The sequence below is a fragment of the Novipirellula caenicola genome, assembly GCF_039545035.1.
GTDB classification, from domain to species: Bacteria; Planctomycetota; Planctomycetia; order Pirellulales; family Pirellulaceae; genus Novipirellula; species Novipirellula caenicola.
Window position 1 is genome coordinate 634300 of the sequence record NZ_BAABRO010000001.1, and the last position, 19251, is coordinate 653550.

Annotated in this window: 14 protein-coding genes; 6 read left to right on the top strand and 8 right to left on the bottom strand. The window is 54.8% G+C overall.

What is annotated here, in order from left to right:
• The first annotated feature begins 86 nt into the window (after positions 1-86).
• The 3 genes from ABEA92_RS02230 to ABEA92_RS02240 all read left to right on the top strand — a co-directional run bounded on the left by ABEA92_RS02230 (position 87) and on the right by ABEA92_RS02240 (position 4327).
• On the top strand, positions 87-1781 hold the full coding sequence (locus ABEA92_RS02230; RefSeq protein WP_345682160.1) for a GspE/PulE family protein: 1695 nt from the start codon (positions 87-89) through the stop codon (positions 1779-1781).
• A gap of 72 nt (positions 1782-1853) precedes the next feature.
• Positions 1854-3074, top strand: coding sequence for a type II secretion system F family protein (locus ABEA92_RS02235; protein ID WP_345682161.1), 1221 nt, complete (start codon positions 1854-1856; stop codon positions 3072-3074).
• Between the two features lie 95 nt (positions 3075-3169).
• Positions 3170-4327: a serine hydrolase domain-containing protein gene (locus ABEA92_RS02240; RefSeq protein WP_345682162.1), complete on the top strand. Its 1158-nt coding sequence runs from the start codon at positions 3170-3172 to the stop codon at positions 4325-4327.
• 125 nt (positions 4328-4452) lie between these two features.
• Here ABEA92_RS02240 and ABEA92_RS02245 read toward each other — a convergent pair whose 3' ends face one another.
• Positions 4453-4818: an ArsR/SmtB family transcription factor gene (locus ABEA92_RS02245; RefSeq protein WP_345682163.1), complete on the bottom strand. Its 366-nt coding sequence runs from the start codon at positions 4816-4818 to the stop codon at positions 4453-4455.
• Positions 4819-5142: 324 nt separating this feature from the next.
• On the opposite strand from ABEA92_RS02245, the gene ABEA92_RS02250 reads away from it, so the two are divergent.
• Both ABEA92_RS02250 and ABEA92_RS02255 read left to right on the top strand, forming a co-directional pair.
• Entirely contained in the window at positions 5143-6381 is a 1239-nt protein-coding gene (locus tag ABEA92_RS02250; RefSeq protein ID WP_345682164.1) for a hypothetical protein, read from the top strand.
• A gap of 394 nt (positions 6382-6775) precedes the next feature.
• Positions 6776-8206, top strand: a complete 1431-nt coding sequence (locus tag ABEA92_RS02255) for a GumC family protein (protein WP_345682165.1) — start codon at positions 6776-6778, stop codon at positions 8204-8206.
• A gap of 256 nt (positions 8207-8462) precedes the next feature.
• Here the strand turns inward: ABEA92_RS02255 and ABEA92_RS02260 are convergent, their stop codons facing one another.
• From ABEA92_RS02260 to ABEA92_RS02285, 6 genes are all read right to left on the bottom strand, one after another.
• Complete coding sequence (locus ABEA92_RS02260; protein WP_345682166.1) at positions 8463-9635, bottom strand: glycosyltransferase; 1173 nt, start codon at positions 9633-9635, stop codon at positions 8463-8465.
• Between the two features lie 34 nt (positions 9636-9669).
• Complete coding sequence (locus ABEA92_RS02265) at positions 9670-10692, bottom strand: glycosyltransferase family 2 protein (protein ID WP_345682167.1); 1023 nt, start codon at positions 10690-10692, stop codon at positions 9670-9672.
• Positions 10679-11908, bottom strand: a complete 1230-nt coding sequence (locus tag ABEA92_RS02270) for an O-antigen ligase family protein (protein WP_345682168.1) — start codon at positions 11906-11908, stop codon at positions 10679-10681. Before ABEA92_RS02270 ends, ABEA92_RS02265 begins: the two co-directional genes overlap by 14 nt.
• 12 nt (positions 11909-11920) lie before the next feature.
• Positions 11921-13240: a lipopolysaccharide biosynthesis protein gene (locus ABEA92_RS02275; RefSeq protein WP_345682169.1), complete on the bottom strand. Its 1320-nt coding sequence runs from the start codon at positions 13238-13240 to the stop codon at positions 11921-11923.
• Positions 13241-13305: 65 nt separating this feature from the next.
• On the bottom strand, positions 13306-14238 hold the full coding sequence (locus ABEA92_RS02280; protein ID WP_345682170.1) for a polysaccharide deacetylase family protein: 933 nt from the start codon (positions 14236-14238) through the stop codon (positions 13306-13308).
• A 926-nt stretch (positions 14239-15164) separates the two neighbouring features.
• Positions 15165-15374, bottom strand: coding sequence for a hypothetical protein (locus tag ABEA92_RS02285; RefSeq protein ID WP_345682171.1), 210 nt, complete (start codon positions 15372-15374; stop codon positions 15165-15167).
• Positions 15375-15551: 177 nt separating this feature from the next.
• Between ABEA92_RS02285 and ABEA92_RS02290 the strand changes: the two genes are divergently transcribed.
• Entirely contained in the window at positions 15552-16751 is a 1200-nt protein-coding gene (locus tag ABEA92_RS02290; protein ID WP_345682172.1) for a sugar transferase, read from the top strand.
• Between the two features lie 204 nt (positions 16752-16955).
• Here the strand turns inward: ABEA92_RS02290 and ABEA92_RS02295 are convergent, their stop codons facing one another.
• The gene (locus tag ABEA92_RS02295) at positions 16956-19112 is read right to left on the bottom strand and encodes an FAD-dependent oxidoreductase (protein WP_345682173.1); all 2157 of its coding nucleotides are present in this window, start codon (positions 19110-19112) and stop codon (positions 16956-16958) included.
• Positions 19113-19251: the final 139 nt, after the last annotated feature.

Consider the following 19251-nt stretch of genomic DNA (forward strand, 5'->3'; position numbering starts at 1 on the left):
GCTATCCGCTCCCCGCCAAGCGATGACTGCAGCGCGGCATCCCCTAACGCCGCTTGACCCGACACATTGCTAGAAAGATCGAAACGATGATCATGCATGCTGGTGAAATCCTGAAACGACGCGGATTACTCACCCCCGAGCAACTCGAACAAAGCCGGCAAAGCGACTGTCCCAGTGTCGTTCAAGCGGCGATCGAGTTGGGATACATCGCCGAGCGCGACGCGTTGGGTGCATTGGCCGAAGAAGTTGGACTCGATTACGTCGACCTTCGCGAAATCGATGTTGACCTAAAGGCGCTCGAAGGATTCCCACAAAAACTGATCTACCGCCAATCGCTGTTCCCGATTGGCTTCGAAGACGGTTCGATCGTGGTGGCAACGTCCGACCCGCTGGACCTGTATCCGCTTGACGAAGCGAGTGCGGCGACCGGCAAGAACATCGTTCCGGTGGTCGCCGAACGTGCTGAAATCGCACGCCTGGTCAAACAGCATCTCGGCGTCGGCAGCGAAACGGTCGAAGGCCTGATGGCCGCGGTCGAAGAAGACGACGTCGAATTGCTCGATGCGTTTGAAGCCGATGGCAGCGAATTGAGCGAGATGGCGCAAGAAGCGTCGGTGGTTCGTTTGGTCAACGAAATTCTGCTCGAAGCCATCGAAACGCGTGCGAGTGACATTCACATCGAAAGCCAATCCGACGGAATCCAAATCCGCTATCGCATCGACGGCATCCTGCACCCGCAACCTGCTCCGCCAGAGATAAATCGATTTCAAGCCGCGATCATCAGCCGTCTTAAGATCATGGCTCGGATGAACATTGCCGAAAAACGATTGCCGCAAGACGGACGGATCAAATTGCGCGTCCATGGCCGTGAAGTCGACATCCGGCTTAGCGTGATCCCGATGATCCACGGCGAAGGCTTGGTCATGCGTGTGTTGGACAAGTCGTCGATGGTGTTCAACCTCGAAGGCTTGGGGATGAACCCTCAAATCTACGAAACGTTCAGCAAGATTATCGAGTATCCGCACGGCATCGTGCTGGTTACCGGGCCTACGGGGTCAGGTAAAACGACGACGCTGTACAGCAGTTTGCTGCAAATCCGCAGCCCCGAAACCAAGATCATCACCACCGAAGACCCGGTCGAGTACCAGCTTGACGGTATCAACCAGATTCAAGTTCATCCGAAAATCGGGCTGACCTTTGCCGCGTCGCTTCGCAGCATCCTGCGTCATGACCCCGACGTGGTGCTGGTGGGGGAAATTCGCGACCTTGAAACCGCAGAAAATGCGATTCAAGCCTCGCTGACGGGTCACTTGGTATTCAGCACGTTACATACAAACGATGCCGCCGGAGCGTTTACCCGTATGGGTGACATGGGGGTCGAGCCATTCTTGGTCGCTGGGACCGTCGAAGCCGTGATGGCGCAGCGGCTGGTGCGTCGTTTGTGCAAACATTGCAAACAACCCATGACCGATCCAAAATCCGAAGTGCCGAGCGACTTTCCTTGGGATCGCGCTGGCGACGCCGTGCTGTATCGCAGCGTCGGTTGCCGCGAATGTCGTCACGTTGGCTATTCTGGTCGTATGGGGATTTACGAGTTGTTGGTGACATCCGATACCATCCGCCAACTCGCGCAAGACCGTGCCAGCAGCTGGGACATCCGCAAGGAAGCAGTCAAAAACGGGATGCGAACGCTGCGAATGGATGCTTGGGACAAAGTCATTGCAGGTCAAACCAGTGTCGACGAAGTGCTTCGCGTCACCAAGGGCGAAGCGATCGCATAGTCGTCACCGGCGACTCGAAACGAAACACCTTAGCACGTCACTTTAGAAAAACTCTTAAATCGCCCCGCCCTAATGCCAACCTTTGCTTACACCGCACGCGACTCGACCGGCAAACAGGTCAACGGAACCATCGAAGCGGGCACGGAACGCGAAGTCACTTCGATCCTGTCCGAACGATCGTTATTTCCTGTCAAAGTCAGCGATGTTGCCAATAGCAAAGCGTCGTCGCTAGGCAGCATGTTCAATCGCCGCAAAAAGGTGAATGGACAAACGATGGCGGTGTTCTACAGCCAACTCGCCTCACTGCTGCGAAGCGGTGTGCCGATGATTCGCTCGTTGAACGTGCTCAGCTCGCAAACCTCGAACCCTGTTTTGAAAGAGGTCTTGCAGGACGTTCGTGAACGTGTCGAAGAAGGCGAAACCTTGGGCCAAACGATGGCCCGTTATCCAGGCGTCTTCAGCGACATGGGAACCAACATGGTTCGTGCTGGAGCCGAAGGTGGATTTCTCGAAGATGCACTCGATCGCGTCGGCGCGTTTACCGAACTCCAGGAAGACCTCAAAGGCCGAACGGTCAGCGCGATGGCCTACCCGGTCTTCTTGTTTTCCGTGGGCAGCGTCGTGATCGTCGCGTTGCTAGTGTTCTTTGTCCCCAAATTTGACATGCTGTTTGATCGGCTACGTCGCAAAGGTGAAATGCCATGGGCCACCGAAGCGCTGCTGGGTTTTAGCCAATTCCTGCAAGAGTGGGGATGGTTGTTCCTAGTCGGCATGGTGGTTTCATTGATCGTGATCAAAATCAAACTCGACAGCGAATCGGGGCAAGAGTGGGCTGACCGGATCAAACTAAAGATCCCCGTGCTCGGCGACATCTTGATGAATCTCGCCGTCGCGCGTTTCTGCCGAGTGCTCGGAACGCTGCTTGGTAACGGGGTTCCGATCCTGAGGTCGCTCGAGATCAGCCGCAGTGCGACCGGCAACCGCTTGCTCAGTAAATCGATTGCCAACGCGACCGAAAACATTCGCAGTGGTGAAAGCTTGGCATCGCCGCTGCGAGCGTCCGGTTACATGCCCGTCAGCGTGACCGAAATGATCAGCGTGGGCGAAGAGAGCAACTCGCTGGACCGAGTGCTTCCCGAGATTGCCGATTCGCTGGAAAAACGGACGTTTCGCCGACTCGATCTGTTCGTTCGCTTGCTCGAACCGTTGATGTTGTTGATCATGGCCGTATTGGTGCTTGCCGTCGTGATGGCACTGCTGGTTCCCGTCCTAAAGAGCAGCACGACGCTGTAGCTCGCTCCCGTGCCCCCCCAAATCCCGCCTGTTCCATCGCGATGCCCAGTCCCATCGGTGTCGCCCCGCCACCCTCTTGCACACCTGGTTATTCGATGCTTGCAATCACCGGCCGGTTCGTTGTTTTGACGCTGACGCTGTTTGGCATTCCGTTACTGGCCGCCGAGCCGGAGCCATCGCGTCGCGACGCGATCAAACCCAACGCGTTTGAATCCATTGACGACTTAGTCAATCAAGCGATCGAACAAGGCAAGCTTCCCGGTGCGGTCGTCACGATCGGGCATCAAGGCGATGTGGTGTTCCAGCGTGCGTACGGACACCGGCAACTCGAACCAACCGCCGTTGCGATGACCGTCGACACGGTATTTGATCTGGCTTCGCTCACCAAACCGATCGCAACCGCGACAAGCGTGATGACCCTCGTCGAGAAGGGACGGATCAATTTGAACGATACCGTGTCGCAGCACTTACCCGAGTTTGGCAATCATGGCAAAGAAGAAATCACGATCAAACAGCTGTTGCTGCACACCAGCGGGCTGACCCCGGACAATGCACTCTCGGATTACACCGAGTCGCCCGAGCGGGCAATCCAAAATGTGATGAAGCTAGGGTTGAACTACACGCCGGGATCGAAGTTCCGCTACTCGGATGTCGGCTTCATTGTGCTCGGAGAAATCGTTCGTCGTAAAACCGGAATGGATTTGAACGCGTATTCGCAGCAAGCCATCTTTGCACCGCTGGGAATGAAAGAAACGAGCTACAAACCGGCGACGCCACTGCAGCAGCGTGCTGCCACGACGCAGCAACGCGACGGACATTGGATGCAAGGCGAAGTCCATGACCCGCGAGCCTATGCACTGGGCGGTGTGGCTGGACACGCGGGACTGTTCAGCACCGCGGCAGATCTGTCGATCTATGCTGCCGCGATGTGCAATCGAGGAAGCCTCGACAACACAACGATCATCTCCGAAAAAACCTTTGCCGAAATGACCGCGTCGTATTCAGTTCCCGGCGACGCAGTGCGTGGTCTCGGTTGGGACAAACAATCGGGCTACTCATCCAACCGAGGCAAGACAATGACCGACACGGCGTTTGGCCACGGCGGGTTCACCGGCACTGCAATGTGGATCGATCCCGAACTCGAACTCTTTGTGATCTTCCTAAGCAATCGAGTGCACCCCGATGGCAGGGGCAGTGTCAATGCGTTGGCCGGACAAATCGGCACGATCGCCGCCGACGCGGTGAAACCGTGATTCGATGACGTTGATGCCGCTCTGTCTGTCCGGCTCTTGATGTAGACGATGTTAAGGCAGATGACATTGCGATTGATGATGGCTACAAGCCTATCCAACGGGTGAAGCGGCTACGGGTGAAGCGGCTACTGGGGCAGAAATCGGCTTTCGATACAGGCCATCAACTGTTTCAGATGGGGCTCGGCGACTTGGTAGTAGACGCGGCGGCCTTCCCGCTGGCTGGTAAAAAAACCACACCGCTGCATCAACCGCAAATGTTCCGAGGCCACGTTGTCGGGGATCTCACAATCCGTCGCCAACTCGCCCACGGTGTAGCGTCCTTCTAACAGCAATTGGATCATCCGCAACCGCACCGGATGCGCGATCGTCTTCAAACACTCCGCTGCCTCCGCAAACGCCGCACTGCCACTACCGCTCTGCCGGGCGTCCGATTTAGCGGATTCACGGCGAACCGGGTTTGCGGATTTCGCCACTGCTTTTTTCTTTGCCATAATTGATCTCCGAAAGCTAACCTATCGCGAGCTCGCGAGGTGTCAATCGGAACCGGCCCATTTTGGGTTCAAGGAGCTTAGGACGCCGTGGAGTCAGAGGACGCCGTCGGGGGCAGCGGACGCGGCTGAAAATCCGAATTCCCAGCCTGTTACGGGCCCAATCGGCACCAAACCCCGTGTTTTTTCGGGGCGGCCAGCATCGTATTCTTTCGCTACAATGAGCCTTGTATTGCTAAAATGAGACTGCTCGTTACGATCGCAATGAGCTTGCCCCACAAGTGGCATCGTTTCATCGTTATAGTCAATCTCCGCCTCGAGAAAAAAATGCCTCTTCACGCATCCACGTTCCGTGTGACTCTGAGCGTCATCGTGGTGACGCTCGCGATCAACGGCTGGCACGCCTCGGCGATGGCTCAGGAAACCGCCGAAGCTGCAGCGGTCACCGAGCCAACGGAGGACGAAAAACCAGAGGACGCCAACCGCGAAGACCCCTTGGTCGAGAAATGGATCGAGGATCTCGGAGCCGATTCGTTTGCGATGCGAGAGCGGGCCGCGAGCCATTTGATGCAGCGTGGCATCGACATTTTGCCGGCATTGCGACATGCAGCGGCGAATGCCACGGATCCCGAAGTCCGCTTGCGAACCGAGCAGTTGGTGCGTCAATTGACCGAGGGCGATCTGCAAATTCGAATCGATTCTTTTTTGGCCGGGGACGAGGTCGAATTCGACGGATGGCGAGAAACCCAAGACTTTATGGGGGATTCACCAAGCGTTCGTGAAATGTTTGTCGAGTTGATGCTTGAACACCCCGACATCACCAAGTCGTTGGCCGGATCGCCGCGTGAACGATTTATGGCGATGACCGCGGCAATGGGACGCGTCCAAGACAAAATGTTCGTGCAACTGGAAGTTCCCAGTCGTGCGGATGTGATCGCGTTGCTGTTGCCGGCGAACGACCCCAACGTGCCCTTCAACCAAGACTTTGAAAGTTTGATGATTTCACTGTTGCGAAAAGAAGCCGCCAATCGTCTTCATCGCGACATTCAACTTGGTGGTCCCACTGATGCATTGGTCAGCGGATGGGTCAATCGCAGCAGTCTGAACAATCGGGCCGAAATCCTGTTTTTTGCAATGGGCTGGGATTTGCAACGTTCCCTGCCGCTGGCACGACGCACCTTAGGTGAGGCGACGTCGATTGAAACGATTGCGATCGCGCTGCAAACCATTTCGCGGTTTGGCGACAAAGGTGATACGGCGTTGGTAGCAGATCTTCTTGACGACACTCGGGTCGTCAGCGAGCGTGGTTATGCTCGCGGGGAAAAATTGACCACTCAATTGGGCGACGTTGCGATGGCAACGATCGCGATGCTGCACGACGTCCCGCTTGCGGACATTGGATTCACGCGTGCCGAACGTCATCCGACCTTCGGCTTTCTGTTTGACGACCTCGGTTTTCCTGATAGCGCCGCGGACGACGAAATTTCGCGTGAACAGGCCCGTAAACGCATTGACGGCATGATCAAGAATCAGCCTCAAAACCAAGAGTCGAGCGATCGCAGCTAGCGTGACCACAAAGGTTACAGGCAATATTTTGCCTGGCATCATCGCGGTCCGATCGCGTGTTTGGACGGCATCACACCGCAAAAATGCGATCGCATTGCAAAATCGATCGATCGCATACCACATCGGCATTGGGAGCGATATGTCCGATTTCCCGCAAACGGCGTCTAGACGATCGACGTCGAGGAAGTAGACTGAAACCACGTTTTTTATGCATTCGAATGGTCACATTGCTGGCTGACGAATGACGCCTAAAAAGCCGTATTTCAGGAATCAAATGGGGATTGTGGTAATCCAAACGCATCCCCACCCCCCCCTTCATGCCATGCCCCATCGATCACGGCATTGATTCCTCTCTCGCTACAACTCATCCAACCCGCACAACCGGAGCGGAACTATGCCAGCCATGTCCTCACGCAATTGGACCTTACGCGAAATCACCATGGTGTTTTTCCGCCATTGGAAAATGATCAGCACTCTGGTCGTGTTGTCGATGATTGGCCTGGCTGCGATGTTGTTCTACTACCCGGACACATATGAATCCGAAGCAAAGCTGTTCGTCCGGCTTGGTCGTGAGAACGTAGGACTCGATTCGACCGTCTCGACCGGACAGACCGTCAGCCTGAATGCCAGCCGCGAAGCGGACATCAATTCACTGATCGAACATTTGGAAAGCCGATCGATCATCGAAAAAGTGTTCGAACAGCTCTCGCAGGACGAGACGTTTGCGACGCCGCGAGAACGCGAAATCGCGATCTCGAGCCTGGCGAAAAAGGTGACCATTTCTTCACCACGATCCTCTTACGTGATCCGCGTCTCCTGCAAAGGCGAAACGCCCGAGTTGGCTCAACAAACCCTCGATGCCATCTTGGCGACGTTTCGCGATGAACACATGCGAGTAACGCGGAGCCGCGGTTCGTTTGAATTCTTTGATTCGCAGACTCAAGACCTGCAAGAGCAGCTCGAGAAAGCAAATTTCGAGCTGCGTGATGCCAAAAACAGCTACCATTTGGCATCCTACGAAGGACGACGCCGCGGATTGGAGGACGAATTGGCCCGCGTCGACCGTGCGGTCGCTGAATCACGCACCGAGCTGGCTGCTTCGGAAGCGAAAATGGTGGCGCTGAAAGAAAATCTGTCACAGCTGCCCGAGTCATTGGTGCGACAAATGGTTGGCGGCCAACCCAACGATGGATTGGCGGCGATGCGTCAACAGCTGTTTCAGCTGGAAGCCAAAGAGAAAGATTTGCTCTCTCGCAAAACCAACGATCACCCCGAAGTCACTGCGATCCGTAGCCAATTAGAAACGCTGCGAAGTGTGTTTGATAACGAAACGCCGACTCATTCGAGTATGCAGTCGGCGATCATCGCCGTCGAAGAGGCTGAGGTCAAAGCAATCCGAGCCCGGCTAGATTCGCTGGTCCAGTACCAAACCGAACTGCACGAAGACCTGCTAAGTCTGAACGACCAAGAGATTGTTTTGGCGCAAGGGGAACGTCGAGTCAGTCAGCTCGAGTCCGAATATTTGGCAAATCTGAAACGGCGTGAGCAAGCACGAATCGACGAAGCGATGCAGATGGACAAGATCTCCAACGTCAGCGTGATGCAATCGCCGACGTTTGTTCCGATCCCCGTGGCCCCCAAGAAGAAGCTTGCGTTGGTCGCAGGTTTCATGTTGGCATTGATGGCCAGCTGTGGGTTGGCACTGTTGATCGAGTACTTCCGCGAACCGGTGATCCAGCACGATCCTTCGCCAGCGTCCGAGTGGCGACGCGAGCCGTATTCGCCCGTTCCCAAGCCGGAATTCCTAGCTCGCCAAAAAGGCTAGTCGAACGAAGCATCCTCGGCGGTACGGTGCGGGGTTTAACGTGATTTCGGATACGAATCCAAGCGAGTATTGTTTCGATTCTCAGCCGCGATCGCGGCAGCCGGTGTTAGCCTAATGCCATCGACTTTGGCTAGCGCCGCTCCGCTATAAAAACTACTCGGTCGGGGCGAAAGTAGATGGCATTGGCCGTATGGCACCGGGTAGTGCGTGGGCTCCGGCCACTGAGGCGTCGCGGCTAAGTAAAGTCAACAAGCGGTCAAGAGCTGCTGTTCTCGCGGGCGCGACGATAGATCTCCATCAGGCGGTCGTAGCAGATTTCGGCGGTATGTTTTTCCAAGTACCGCTGTCGTGCTGCCGCCCGCATTCGCTGCCAGCCATCGGCTCGCTGTGATTCTTCACTAACACACCGGGCCAAGGCCTCAGGGTTGGCCGGTTCGAACAACCGTCCCGATTGATCGTCGACGATCAACTCCGCCATCGCCCCTAGATTGGATGCCACGACTGGCGTTCCCTTGGCAAACGCTTCGACGATCGTTCGCGGCAAGCCTTCGTACCAGAGTGATGGGAAAACCAAACAGGATGCTTCGCCAACCAGGCTCAAGATTTCCTGGTTGGGTCGCCGGCCAAGCCACGTGATTGCGGGATTCTCCGCAGCGGCTTGCTGTACGACGTCGGACATCGGCCCATCGCCAACGATTTTCAGCGGCAGGGTCGGCGACATTTGTCGCCATGCTGAAAGCAGCGTTTCCAAGCCTTTTTCGGGCGACAAACGGCCCGCGAACAATGCGTAGCCGCCGGTCCCGCTTCCGATTCCAGGATCACTATCCAAAAAATTGGCCATCACCGCCAATTTCTGCTCAGGCAAACCGCCCTGAATGTACTTTTGCCGACCAAATTCAGTCAAAGCGTAAAACATCCCGACGCGGCGTTGGTAGGTTCCCAACAAACGATGGACTGTCAACATCGAAGCCACCGTCGCAGTGGCTGCTCGATTGCCACGATAACACTGATGCTTGATCGCAGGCCACGGAAACAACTTGCCCACACACAATTCGCAAGGTTTGTTATCGCGGTACAGGTAGGCGTCTGGACACATCAAACGGTAATTTCTTAGCGACTGGACGACGGGCACCCCTTCGCGATTTGCGGCGTAATAGGCCGCTGGCGAAATCAGCGGGAACGTATTGGTGCAGTGCATCACATCGGGCTTCTCGCGCCGAATCAGTTGACGAAGCTCGCGATAGGAATGGCGATTAAAGATCGTCCTAGACGCCACTTCTAACTTTCCCATCGTCTTGATCGCATCGTTATGCAGCGTATAGCGCACGACCGAATGACCATGCCGCGTGACAAGGTCCGCCTCTTCGGCAAACGATTGATCCTCGCCCCCGGCTTGTTGGTAGTAGTTGTGGCACAACAGTATTCGCATCGTCGCAATCTCAATTCGAAAAGAACAAGCCGTCTTACGCTTGCGTGGTCACAGGCTCGGCGGCCGCCGGTGCGGTCGCCAGCTTCGCCATACGAACTTCGGGCCGAAACTCGTAACGCTCAAAGAAGCGACGTTGCGGGAACATCTTGGGCGACAAGGTATAAAACGCACAACGAATGTAGCCTTCGTTTCGCCAAAGTTGGATTGGCCGATCAATATTGTCGTTTGAACCACCCATGATCCTCGACAGCACCAACCCAGGCCAAACGGTCAATGCCGATTGAGCCGCCCTGGCCGCCGCGATCAACAACGTCTTGACCAAGCCGCGTTCCAAATAGTCGCGTCGTGCAAAGCTCCAACCATTGTGCAGCGACGTCTCTTTGAAATACCCATCCTGCAATCGCGAGGATGGCGTCACATGATAACCGAGCGCCCGCGGGTTGAACCACGATTTGAAACCCGCCATTCGGATTCGCCGATACATGTCGGTATCGTATCCTCGCAGCGTAAACGATTCGTCATATTTGCCAAGCTTTTCAAACACGCGGCGATGCAACATTTGGTTGCCCGAACCGGGGCCTTGCTGGTCGGTGTAGGGACGCACGGTATCCCAAGGCACGGTGGCACCAAGCATCCGCTGCATTTTCGGAGTCAATTCGCGGTCGCAACCATCGGGAAATCGGAGCTGCAGTGCGCCACCGACGCACTCACATTGGTGCTCGACCGCGGTCTTCCACAACTCTTTTAACCAATAGGGCTCTGCGATTTGGTCGTCATCGAAATTCGCGATCCACTCGCCATGCGCTTCGTCGAGCCCGAGATTACGCGCCGCCACTTGCCCCGGCCGCGTTTCCATCACCGCCCGCAAGGGTGCATCGGTCTGTTGCTGCAGTTCGTCGATCAACGCCGTTTCGATTGGACACGATGAAAAGACCACAACCACTTCATAGGTGAATTGTCCATCGGTCTCTTGACGAATCAAACTGGACAACGCGTCCTTTAGCATGTCGGGACGCTTGTGCGTGCAAATGACGATCGATATATCAGGCTTGTTCATAGAAATGAAGATTATCTTGAGGATCGGATAAAACGGACGACGACTCTTGGGACTCTAAGGCGTCAATGCCATAAGCCGCGCCCATCAATACAAATAACGGGTTCATGAACCACAGGTTGTAGGAGATCGGATTGCCAGTGGTTGCGTTCATCAGAAACAATAACCATCCCAACCAAGCGGCGAGATAGGTCTGCTGGACCAACCCCGTACTGGACTGCACTCGGCTAAACAAACTGAGCGTCTGCCAAATGGAAACGAGGATAAAAATGACGAAGCCGACGATTCCGGTTTCGTAGAAGACGCGCAGGTAATCGTTTTGCACATGGTTCATTCCGGGCCAAACGATCGCAACGTAGTCGTATGCCGAACCGATGCCATGTCCGAGCCAAGGGGTCAACATCGCGTGGTCAAAGATTTTGGGCCATGCATCGAACCGTCCCGATCCGCGAACATCACCTGCCATCAAATCTTCGAGCGTCCCGCTTCCTGAATAGAAAAATCGTTGCTGGAAACTATCCGAGTGAAACACGACCACGGCTAAAACCAACATCAGCACGCTTAAAATGACTCGCCCGAGTTTCGTACCGATTCGCGGATGCAACATCGGCAATGCCAAAATCGACAACGTCACCGTTCGCCCCCCGGATGCAAAACAGACCGCTAAACTGACGCCCCAACCAACGACCGCCGTGAAATATTTTGGAGGTGCCATCGCTAGAAAGACACAGCCAACCAACCCCACGGTCAATCCCAACGGACGCATCCCGGTATCAAAGTCCAAGGACGGCATCAGGTCCAACCTCCAAATCACCAGCGACACCAGTAGCGGCAGCATCGACATCAAAAAGATCCGCTGCAGCGTACGCAGTTGCTCGCGAGTTTCAAAGAACATCGAGGCGGCAGCCCCCATCACCAACGGCATGCTGACCTGCATCGCGTCCTGGATGTTGCGTGGTCCAAAATCATCGGCCCAAATGAGCGAAATCCAGTTGAAACCAAAGAAGGCTGCCCAAGGGATCACCGGAAACCTAACGCAGCGTTCGTCATGAAAGATGGCCTTTTCGGCCATGATCAAAAAGACGGCCAACACCAACATTCCCAACCACAACCAACCGGTGTAATTGAGCCCCGCGAACTCCAACCCACGTGGCGTGGCAATCGCCGCACACAGCGGAACGCTCAAGACCAATAGATAGCCAAGTCGAGGTTGTATCACTTCATCGCCCCCTTATTGGTTCGCGGCTAATGCGACTGCATCATCCGCTTCTTCGAGGGTAACACGCTGAAGCAGATAGAGCGTCGTCGTACCACGCGTGATCGCACCGACAAGCGATCCCGCCAACGTTGCCATCGCAATCCCCAGCACGCCGTGCGACTGAACCACGAAATAGGTCACCGCCATGGCGACGACGAGTGTCAGGATATCGGCAATCAAATTGGCTTTGGGCAGATGCATCGCCCAGATTCCCGCACCGGCGACAATTCCCATCGAACGCGCCAAGACACTGAACGCCAACAGCACCATGATCGGACCGGCTCCGGCGTATTGGGCTCCGTACAACCACTGGACCAACGGTCCACCGATCGCAATGACCGCCAAACAGAAAAAACCAATCAGCACCAAAAAGATCACCATGAAACGCCACAGAATGCCCTTCAGTGCGGCCGTTCCACCACTGGCAAAACTCGCGGCACATCGTGCGGTCAGAAAGCTATCGATCCCCAGCACCACGACATTGGACAAACCGATCAACGTCGTGCACGCGGCAAACATCCCTGTTTCCTCTTCGCCACGCACTACCACTGTAATCCAAGGCATCAAGTAAGGCATCGAACTGCCAGTCAAATGACTTGCCAATGCCCATTTGCCAAAGGACCAATTTTTACGCCAGTCGGCTAAAATCTCGGGCACGTGAAATTCAAACTTTGGCCGTCGCGTCACAAACCAACCGATTCCCGCTAACAACGATCCGGCACCAATCAATGAAAAAGCTCGACCGACGCTGACTTCCGCAAACCATCCCAACGACAACAACCCGCCAAGCTGCACGACCGCGACAACCGCATCAATCGAAACCACACTGACGAGGTTCAAATGCGCCAATTCGACTTGGCGGATGAACTCGCGGAATAGAATGAAAGGCAGCGTCAATGTCAGCACGGCGAGCAGCATTCCGCCGGAGGCCAAGTCACTCTCGGGCATCAGAAACCGAATCGACAACAACGTCGTCACCGCCGCGACCATCGCCAGAACGCATTGATGCACCAGCGTGCTGCCGTCATACATCGCCCGTTGGCCGGGCGCCCGATGATGAGCGAAAACGGTATAAGGACCGGCTACCAACTGATATTGAATGTTTCGCGAAAGCAAAACAATATTGAATGCGAGAAAGTAGATCCCCAGCCCATCTTGACCACACCAACGGCCAATCATCACCGTGGTCAGAAAATTGGTAGCACTAACAATTCCCTGATCCAATACCGACAGCGATCCCCCACGCAGATTGGGACTCTGCCACACGCTTCGCAATCGATCCGATCCAGGCATAGGAGCATCGTTGATCACGTCCGGAGACGCAGGTGAAATGTTCCGCCGTAATAGTGCAGGTAATCTCACGTCGTTTTTGTGCCAATTGCTCGGGTACGCCGCCGGATCCCACGCCATCCATCTCGGATGAAACTGTACCATCCATTGAGCTTGGCCGAAATCGTCGCCCCGGTGTCCCCCTGGCAAACCGTAAACCGCCCCCAGTCATATGGATTGCTGTCAGGACAAACCAATTCGTTTTCGGTGGTCAACGCACATAACACCCCGGCTTGGCGTGCAGCCGGATACATCGTAGGTCCAGCCAAACCATGATGCCGTTTGCCAAATGGAAATGCGAAGGTCAGATCGTGATATCCAAATCGCTCACACAAAATCCGCATCGACTTTTCGAGATCTTCACGAAACGGATCGGGTTGATGACGATACGGCGTATGGGTGTGCGTATGGGCGCCCAATTCGATGATGCCGCTGTCAAGCATCGCATGGCATTCGTCGGTCGTCAGTGGACGCCACGAATCAGCGGGAACTCCGTCCAATCCAGCGGGCGTCCAATCTTCAAAGGGAAAGGGCTCGTTTGTGTCCAGATACGCCGTGGCGATAAAGATCGTGGCAGGGATGCCAAGCTCGCGAAGAATTGGAAACGCTTGCGTGAAGTTGTTCGCGTAACCGTCATCAAAGGTCACGACAAACACGTTGCGGGGAATCGCTTCGCCGGCGGTATGGGCGTCGAGCGCGCGACGCAGCGGCCACGCCTGATGCCCCCGATCCAACAACCCTTGCAACTGGCTGCGGAAACGCTGTGGCGTGACATTCAACGTGGGAAACGGATATCCGCGAACCGCGTCGGTGACACGATGGTACATCAAGATGCCAAACGCATCGGCCCCGCGGCTACGACCGCCTGCCGCGATTGACAATGCCAAAGGAGTGCGGACGATGACACTCTGTTTCCATTCACGTTGAAAGGCGGCGATACGCGAATAATAGGAATTTGGCAACGTCATTCTTCACGGATGCGGCTCTTGCAACGCCGAGCCTTTGGAAAGATTCGATCAATCGCAAGAACTCAATAACAATTCGGGCAGAACACTAGCGGCGACATCCAAGACACGTCCGCCACGACTGCGATCAAGGGGAAACAGAAACGAGCGAATCCGCCGATCGCTGCGAAAGGCCCCCTTCAATCAGCACCTAGCTCACCTCCGTGATACAACACCTCGCGATGCGATTGGTTCCGGTAATTACGTCGTCAAACAGCGATTACACCGACGTGTCCCGATCGATCACAAAGCCAATGGGCGATTGCCATAAGTATGGTTGGCGAATTGGACACGACAACCTCAAATTCCAAGCGAATTCAAGGCATCCGATTCGCCGTGCTAATTGTCACGGCAACGCCGATTCTTCGCAAAATACCTGTACTGTTGTCCCGCAAAAAACAGACGACGACGGGTCACACTTCCTCCCGCAACCTGCCAATGGGAAGCGGTAGAATCCCTGCATTCGTTGCGACTGCTACGATCCCACGGACGCTGTGTCAGTGCCCTCCGCCATCGGAAAGACGGTTGACTTACCAACTGTCTTTATCAATCAACAAGTTCACGAAAATCTTGTCGGCTCGGCCCTGAAAGAATCCTTCTACCGTTTTTCTTGCAATCTTCTTCCAACGGCATCTGCTGTCGCCACGGGGTGATGATCTATCGATTGTCACCACATCCGAAACGGTCAATTGCTGCAAACCCGCGTCGATGCTCGGAAAAAGCAGCAGCACCGGCTTCGAGGATTATCGCCATGACATCGATCTCCTTGAATTTCACGACATCTCGCTCTGGCTTGCTCGCGAATTAACGATATCCGAACACCAAAAAATATATTGGGGTCTATATCCTTTTGTGACCTCCAATCGGCCGAACGCATTGCCCTATTAAGCACCATAAATCGCACCCTGCGTACAATTGGCGTCCACTAACTGCGGGTGAGTAATCGTTCTGATCGCATCTTTGCCCGATTCTAATACAGGTAAAATCAATATGATTTTCGTACGACGAGCAAAAAAGATGATAGGCATCATAGGAGTTGCAATTAGACTCTGATCTAATAAATTGCGTGAAAATTGCTGAGCAAATATTTGCATTCACCTAAATCGTTTATCTGTCGCACTGTTCAAAGTCAGTGAGACATGTATCTTTTAACCCGACGTAGATCGCCCGACGCGACTCGGTTTGGGCCACGCAGACTCAGCAGTCATCCTTGATGAACCTCCGCTGAACAAATACATCTTGATCTCCTCCCCTGCCATTGGACGTACACCGTGTTGAAACTGATTTCACGTAAAGCGGCCAACTACACAGCACGTCGCCGCATCAACACATGGATCTTGACTGGCCGCGAATTTGATCGAGAAATCGGGCGAGAGCGTGCCCGAACCGTGCGACGCAATATTCCCTTTTGCGTCCTAAAAATTGAGCTCACCGGCACTCATCGAACCGCCAAAAATATCCGCAATCTGGCGAAGCTGATTCGCCGCAATGTGCGAATGAGTGACGAAAAAGGGCATGTCGATCGTTTCACCATCGGCGTTCTTCTTGTCGATACACCGGAGATGGGCGGACGCATCGTCTTGGACCGCCTGAACGGACTGCTCCGCGCCGAGAATCTGAACACGGATATCTCACTCAGCGTCTATGACCCGCAGTCGTTTAACCACGACGATTCGGATGACTCATCCGCAGACGGTGGAAACCAAGACTCAGGCGGGACCAAGGTACGACTGCACAACCAACACCCCGTCGGTCGAGACCGCCGACGATTTCACGACGACGAGTTCGTCGGCAGCGGGTCGCGAATGACGTCACCGCACGCCATCGAAAGCTATGAACTCGCGTCCCCTCGGGTTAGCAACGTCAGTTTTCAAGTTGATTCGATTATCAAGCGAGCGTTCGACGTCGCCGTGGCAAGCACCGGACTGCTGTTCGCTGCCCCTGTGATCGCGTTAGCAGCAGCCGTGATCAAACGTGATGGTGGCCCTGCCTTCTTTCTGCAATCACGCGAAGGCCGTGACGGAGTCCCATTTACGATTTACAAATTGCGGACGATGGTCGTCAACGCAGAATCACAGCAAGCAAGTCTTCGTGACAAAAGTGAGCGTGACGGGCCCGCCTTCAAGATGCGTAACGATCCTCGGGTGACACGCTTCGGACAACTGCTACGATCCACCTGTGTCGACGAATTGCCGCAGCTTTGGAATGTCCTTCGTGGCGACATGTCAATTGTCGGACCGCGTCCGCTTCCGGTCAGCGAAAGCCGAGCCTGCCAACCGTGGCATCGACGTCGCTTGGATGTTCGCCCCGGCATCACGTGTTATTGGCAAGTTGCTAAAGAAAAGGCCGATACGTTCGACGAATGGATGCGAATGGACTTGGCCTATGTCGACAATGCGAACCTGTGGAAAGACGTTAGTTTGATGGCGCAGACCGTCGGGGTCCCACTTCGCGCCAAAGGCAGCCGCTAAATCCACGAGTGGCACGTCGCATCCGCTTGATTTAGTTAAGATCAAAACGGATGCGGTGAGCTGAGGGCCGTCAGCCCAATGCCATCTACTTTTGCCGCAACCGGATTGCTTCTTATCGCGGAGCGGCAACGACGTTGCTCGCACGGACCACGCGAGCCTGCAGCCAAAGTCGAGACGACTTTGGCTGCGTCTTCTGATTCCCGTTCAGCGAACCGGCAACCACTGCACGGCATCGGCAACGACGTGACCGTTGGTACCCTCGTTCGTGATTCGCACGCTCGCTTTTTGGTTCGCATCAAATCGAAACTTGCCCAGCGACACAAACAGCGAATCGATCGGCGGATCTTCTTTCTGGTTCACGCTAACCGTGGTCGAACCATCCGCGTGATCGACGATCACCTTGACGTTACTGGCTCGATTTGAATTCACGGGATACGCAAGCCGTACTTCATATTCCCCCGCTTTTGGCAACGTGGTCACAAACGCAATCGACGCTTTGCCATCGGCGGCGTTGTCATCATGCACGTAACCATGCTCGACGAACTTGGATGATGACGTGCTCGGTCGCCATGTTCCGGTCAACTGCGCCTTGGAATCGTCGATGACCGTTCCGTCTAATTCTTTCAAATAGACTCGCTGGCGTGCCGCTTGACTCGTCGATCCCTTGTAATGCAGCACTTGACCATCGGCTTGCAATCGCTCGCGGAGCTGGTCGTAGGGGACATCCTGAACCGCGATGTCCTTGTCAATTGCCATCACGGCAGCGGTCGCGGAACTTTGTCCCAGGATCATAAATACAGGCTCCATCCGAATCGAGCCAAACGCGATATGCGAACTCGAGACACAGACCGGGACGAGCAAGTTTTTGCATTCCTGTTTCTTCGGAACCAACGAACCATAGGCGATTTCATAAGGCCCATTGGTGCTGACTCCGATGTCACCTTCATTTTGCACATGGCCTTCCGGTGTGATGTAGCGCTGCACGTTATGGGAATCCATCGTATAGGATCCCATGCCTACCGACTCAGGTGTTTCCCGGCGTTTCAGCAATTCATGCTCCGTCATCACAAATTTGCCCACCATGCGACGTGCTTCACGAATATACAACTGATGCGACCAATTGCCGTTATCGACAAACTCGTCTTTGGGTAACCCCCACTTTCTCATTTCGGCTTGCGTTTTCCGCGGCACACGCGGGTCATTGGCAATGAAATACAGCCAACCTTTTTGATAGGTTTCATGTTCCTTGATGATTTCCCGGCGTTTCTCGTAGCTAGCTTCGGGATACTCGTAGTTAAACCCAATATTATCGGTGCTCATCGGCCCGTGATTATTGGTATCCGTTTTGTGGTTTGGGATTGGATCAAACTTACCAAACGTCTGATCAAAGCCCGCCTCATAAATGCGAACCATCAATTCATACTGCGACGGATCGTATCCCTCGGGTTTGGCAAAGGGGATCCGATTCGATGGATCATTGGTCAAACACATTCGAAAGCAATAGGCTTGAATGCGATGATCCCCCGCCCCTTTTTCACCAGGCGATTCGGCACTGATGCGAGGCAGAACACCGCTGCTTGGATCGCCGGGAACGACGTAGGGGCTGACCGGCTTGTCCAAGATGCCGAAGTGGTGCGCGTGGTGTAGCACCCCGGTTTGCACGCCGTTCCAGGTTTCGCCATAAGTGGATCCAGATTCACGTCCGACGTGGTAACTCACCCCTGCGGCGGCCATCAAGTCGCCTTCGTATGTGGCATCAATGAACATTTTGCCGGCATACGCTTTACCGCTCAGCATGCGGATCTCGGTGATCCGTCCGTCCTTCATCGTGACTCCGGACTCTCGGTCGAGATACTCATCGCGAAAAACGGGTATCGCGTACTCTCGCACATAGTCTTCATAGACTTGTTCAGCGACATGGGGCTCAAAAATCCACATCGTGCGATTCTTGCCATCCATTGCCAGTGTGCCTTGGCCTTTGTTGCCATATTCCTGTGGACTCTGCTGCACCCAGGCCTCGGGCTGTTGATAGGCTTTCCAAATTCGATGATAGAAGTCTCGCGACAACCCGCCGATCACGGATTTGTTGCCGGTATCGGTCCACCCCAGTCCACCGCTGGTCAAACCGCCAAGATGTTTGTCGGGACCGACGATGACGACCGACTTGTCCATCTTTTTCGCCTGCACCGCCGCGATCACCCCGGCTGACGTGCCTCCGTAAACCACCAAGTCGTATTGTTTGGGCTCGGGATCGGCCGCGTTACCCTGCGGGCACGCCACCGCGGTGATAAAGAGGGCGCACAGCGGCACGAGCGTCCGCACACGGTGAGAGATTGGTCGGGCAGAAGATGGCAACGTCATCGTAAAGATTCCTGGAAGGTATTTTATGAGGGAGGGGTAGCGAGGCCGACGTCGCGAGCGGCTAAAGAACCAATCACGTCCTTTGACTGACGATGACGCCGGGCGGAGACATTGTAGAATAACTGCGAATGCAATTCAC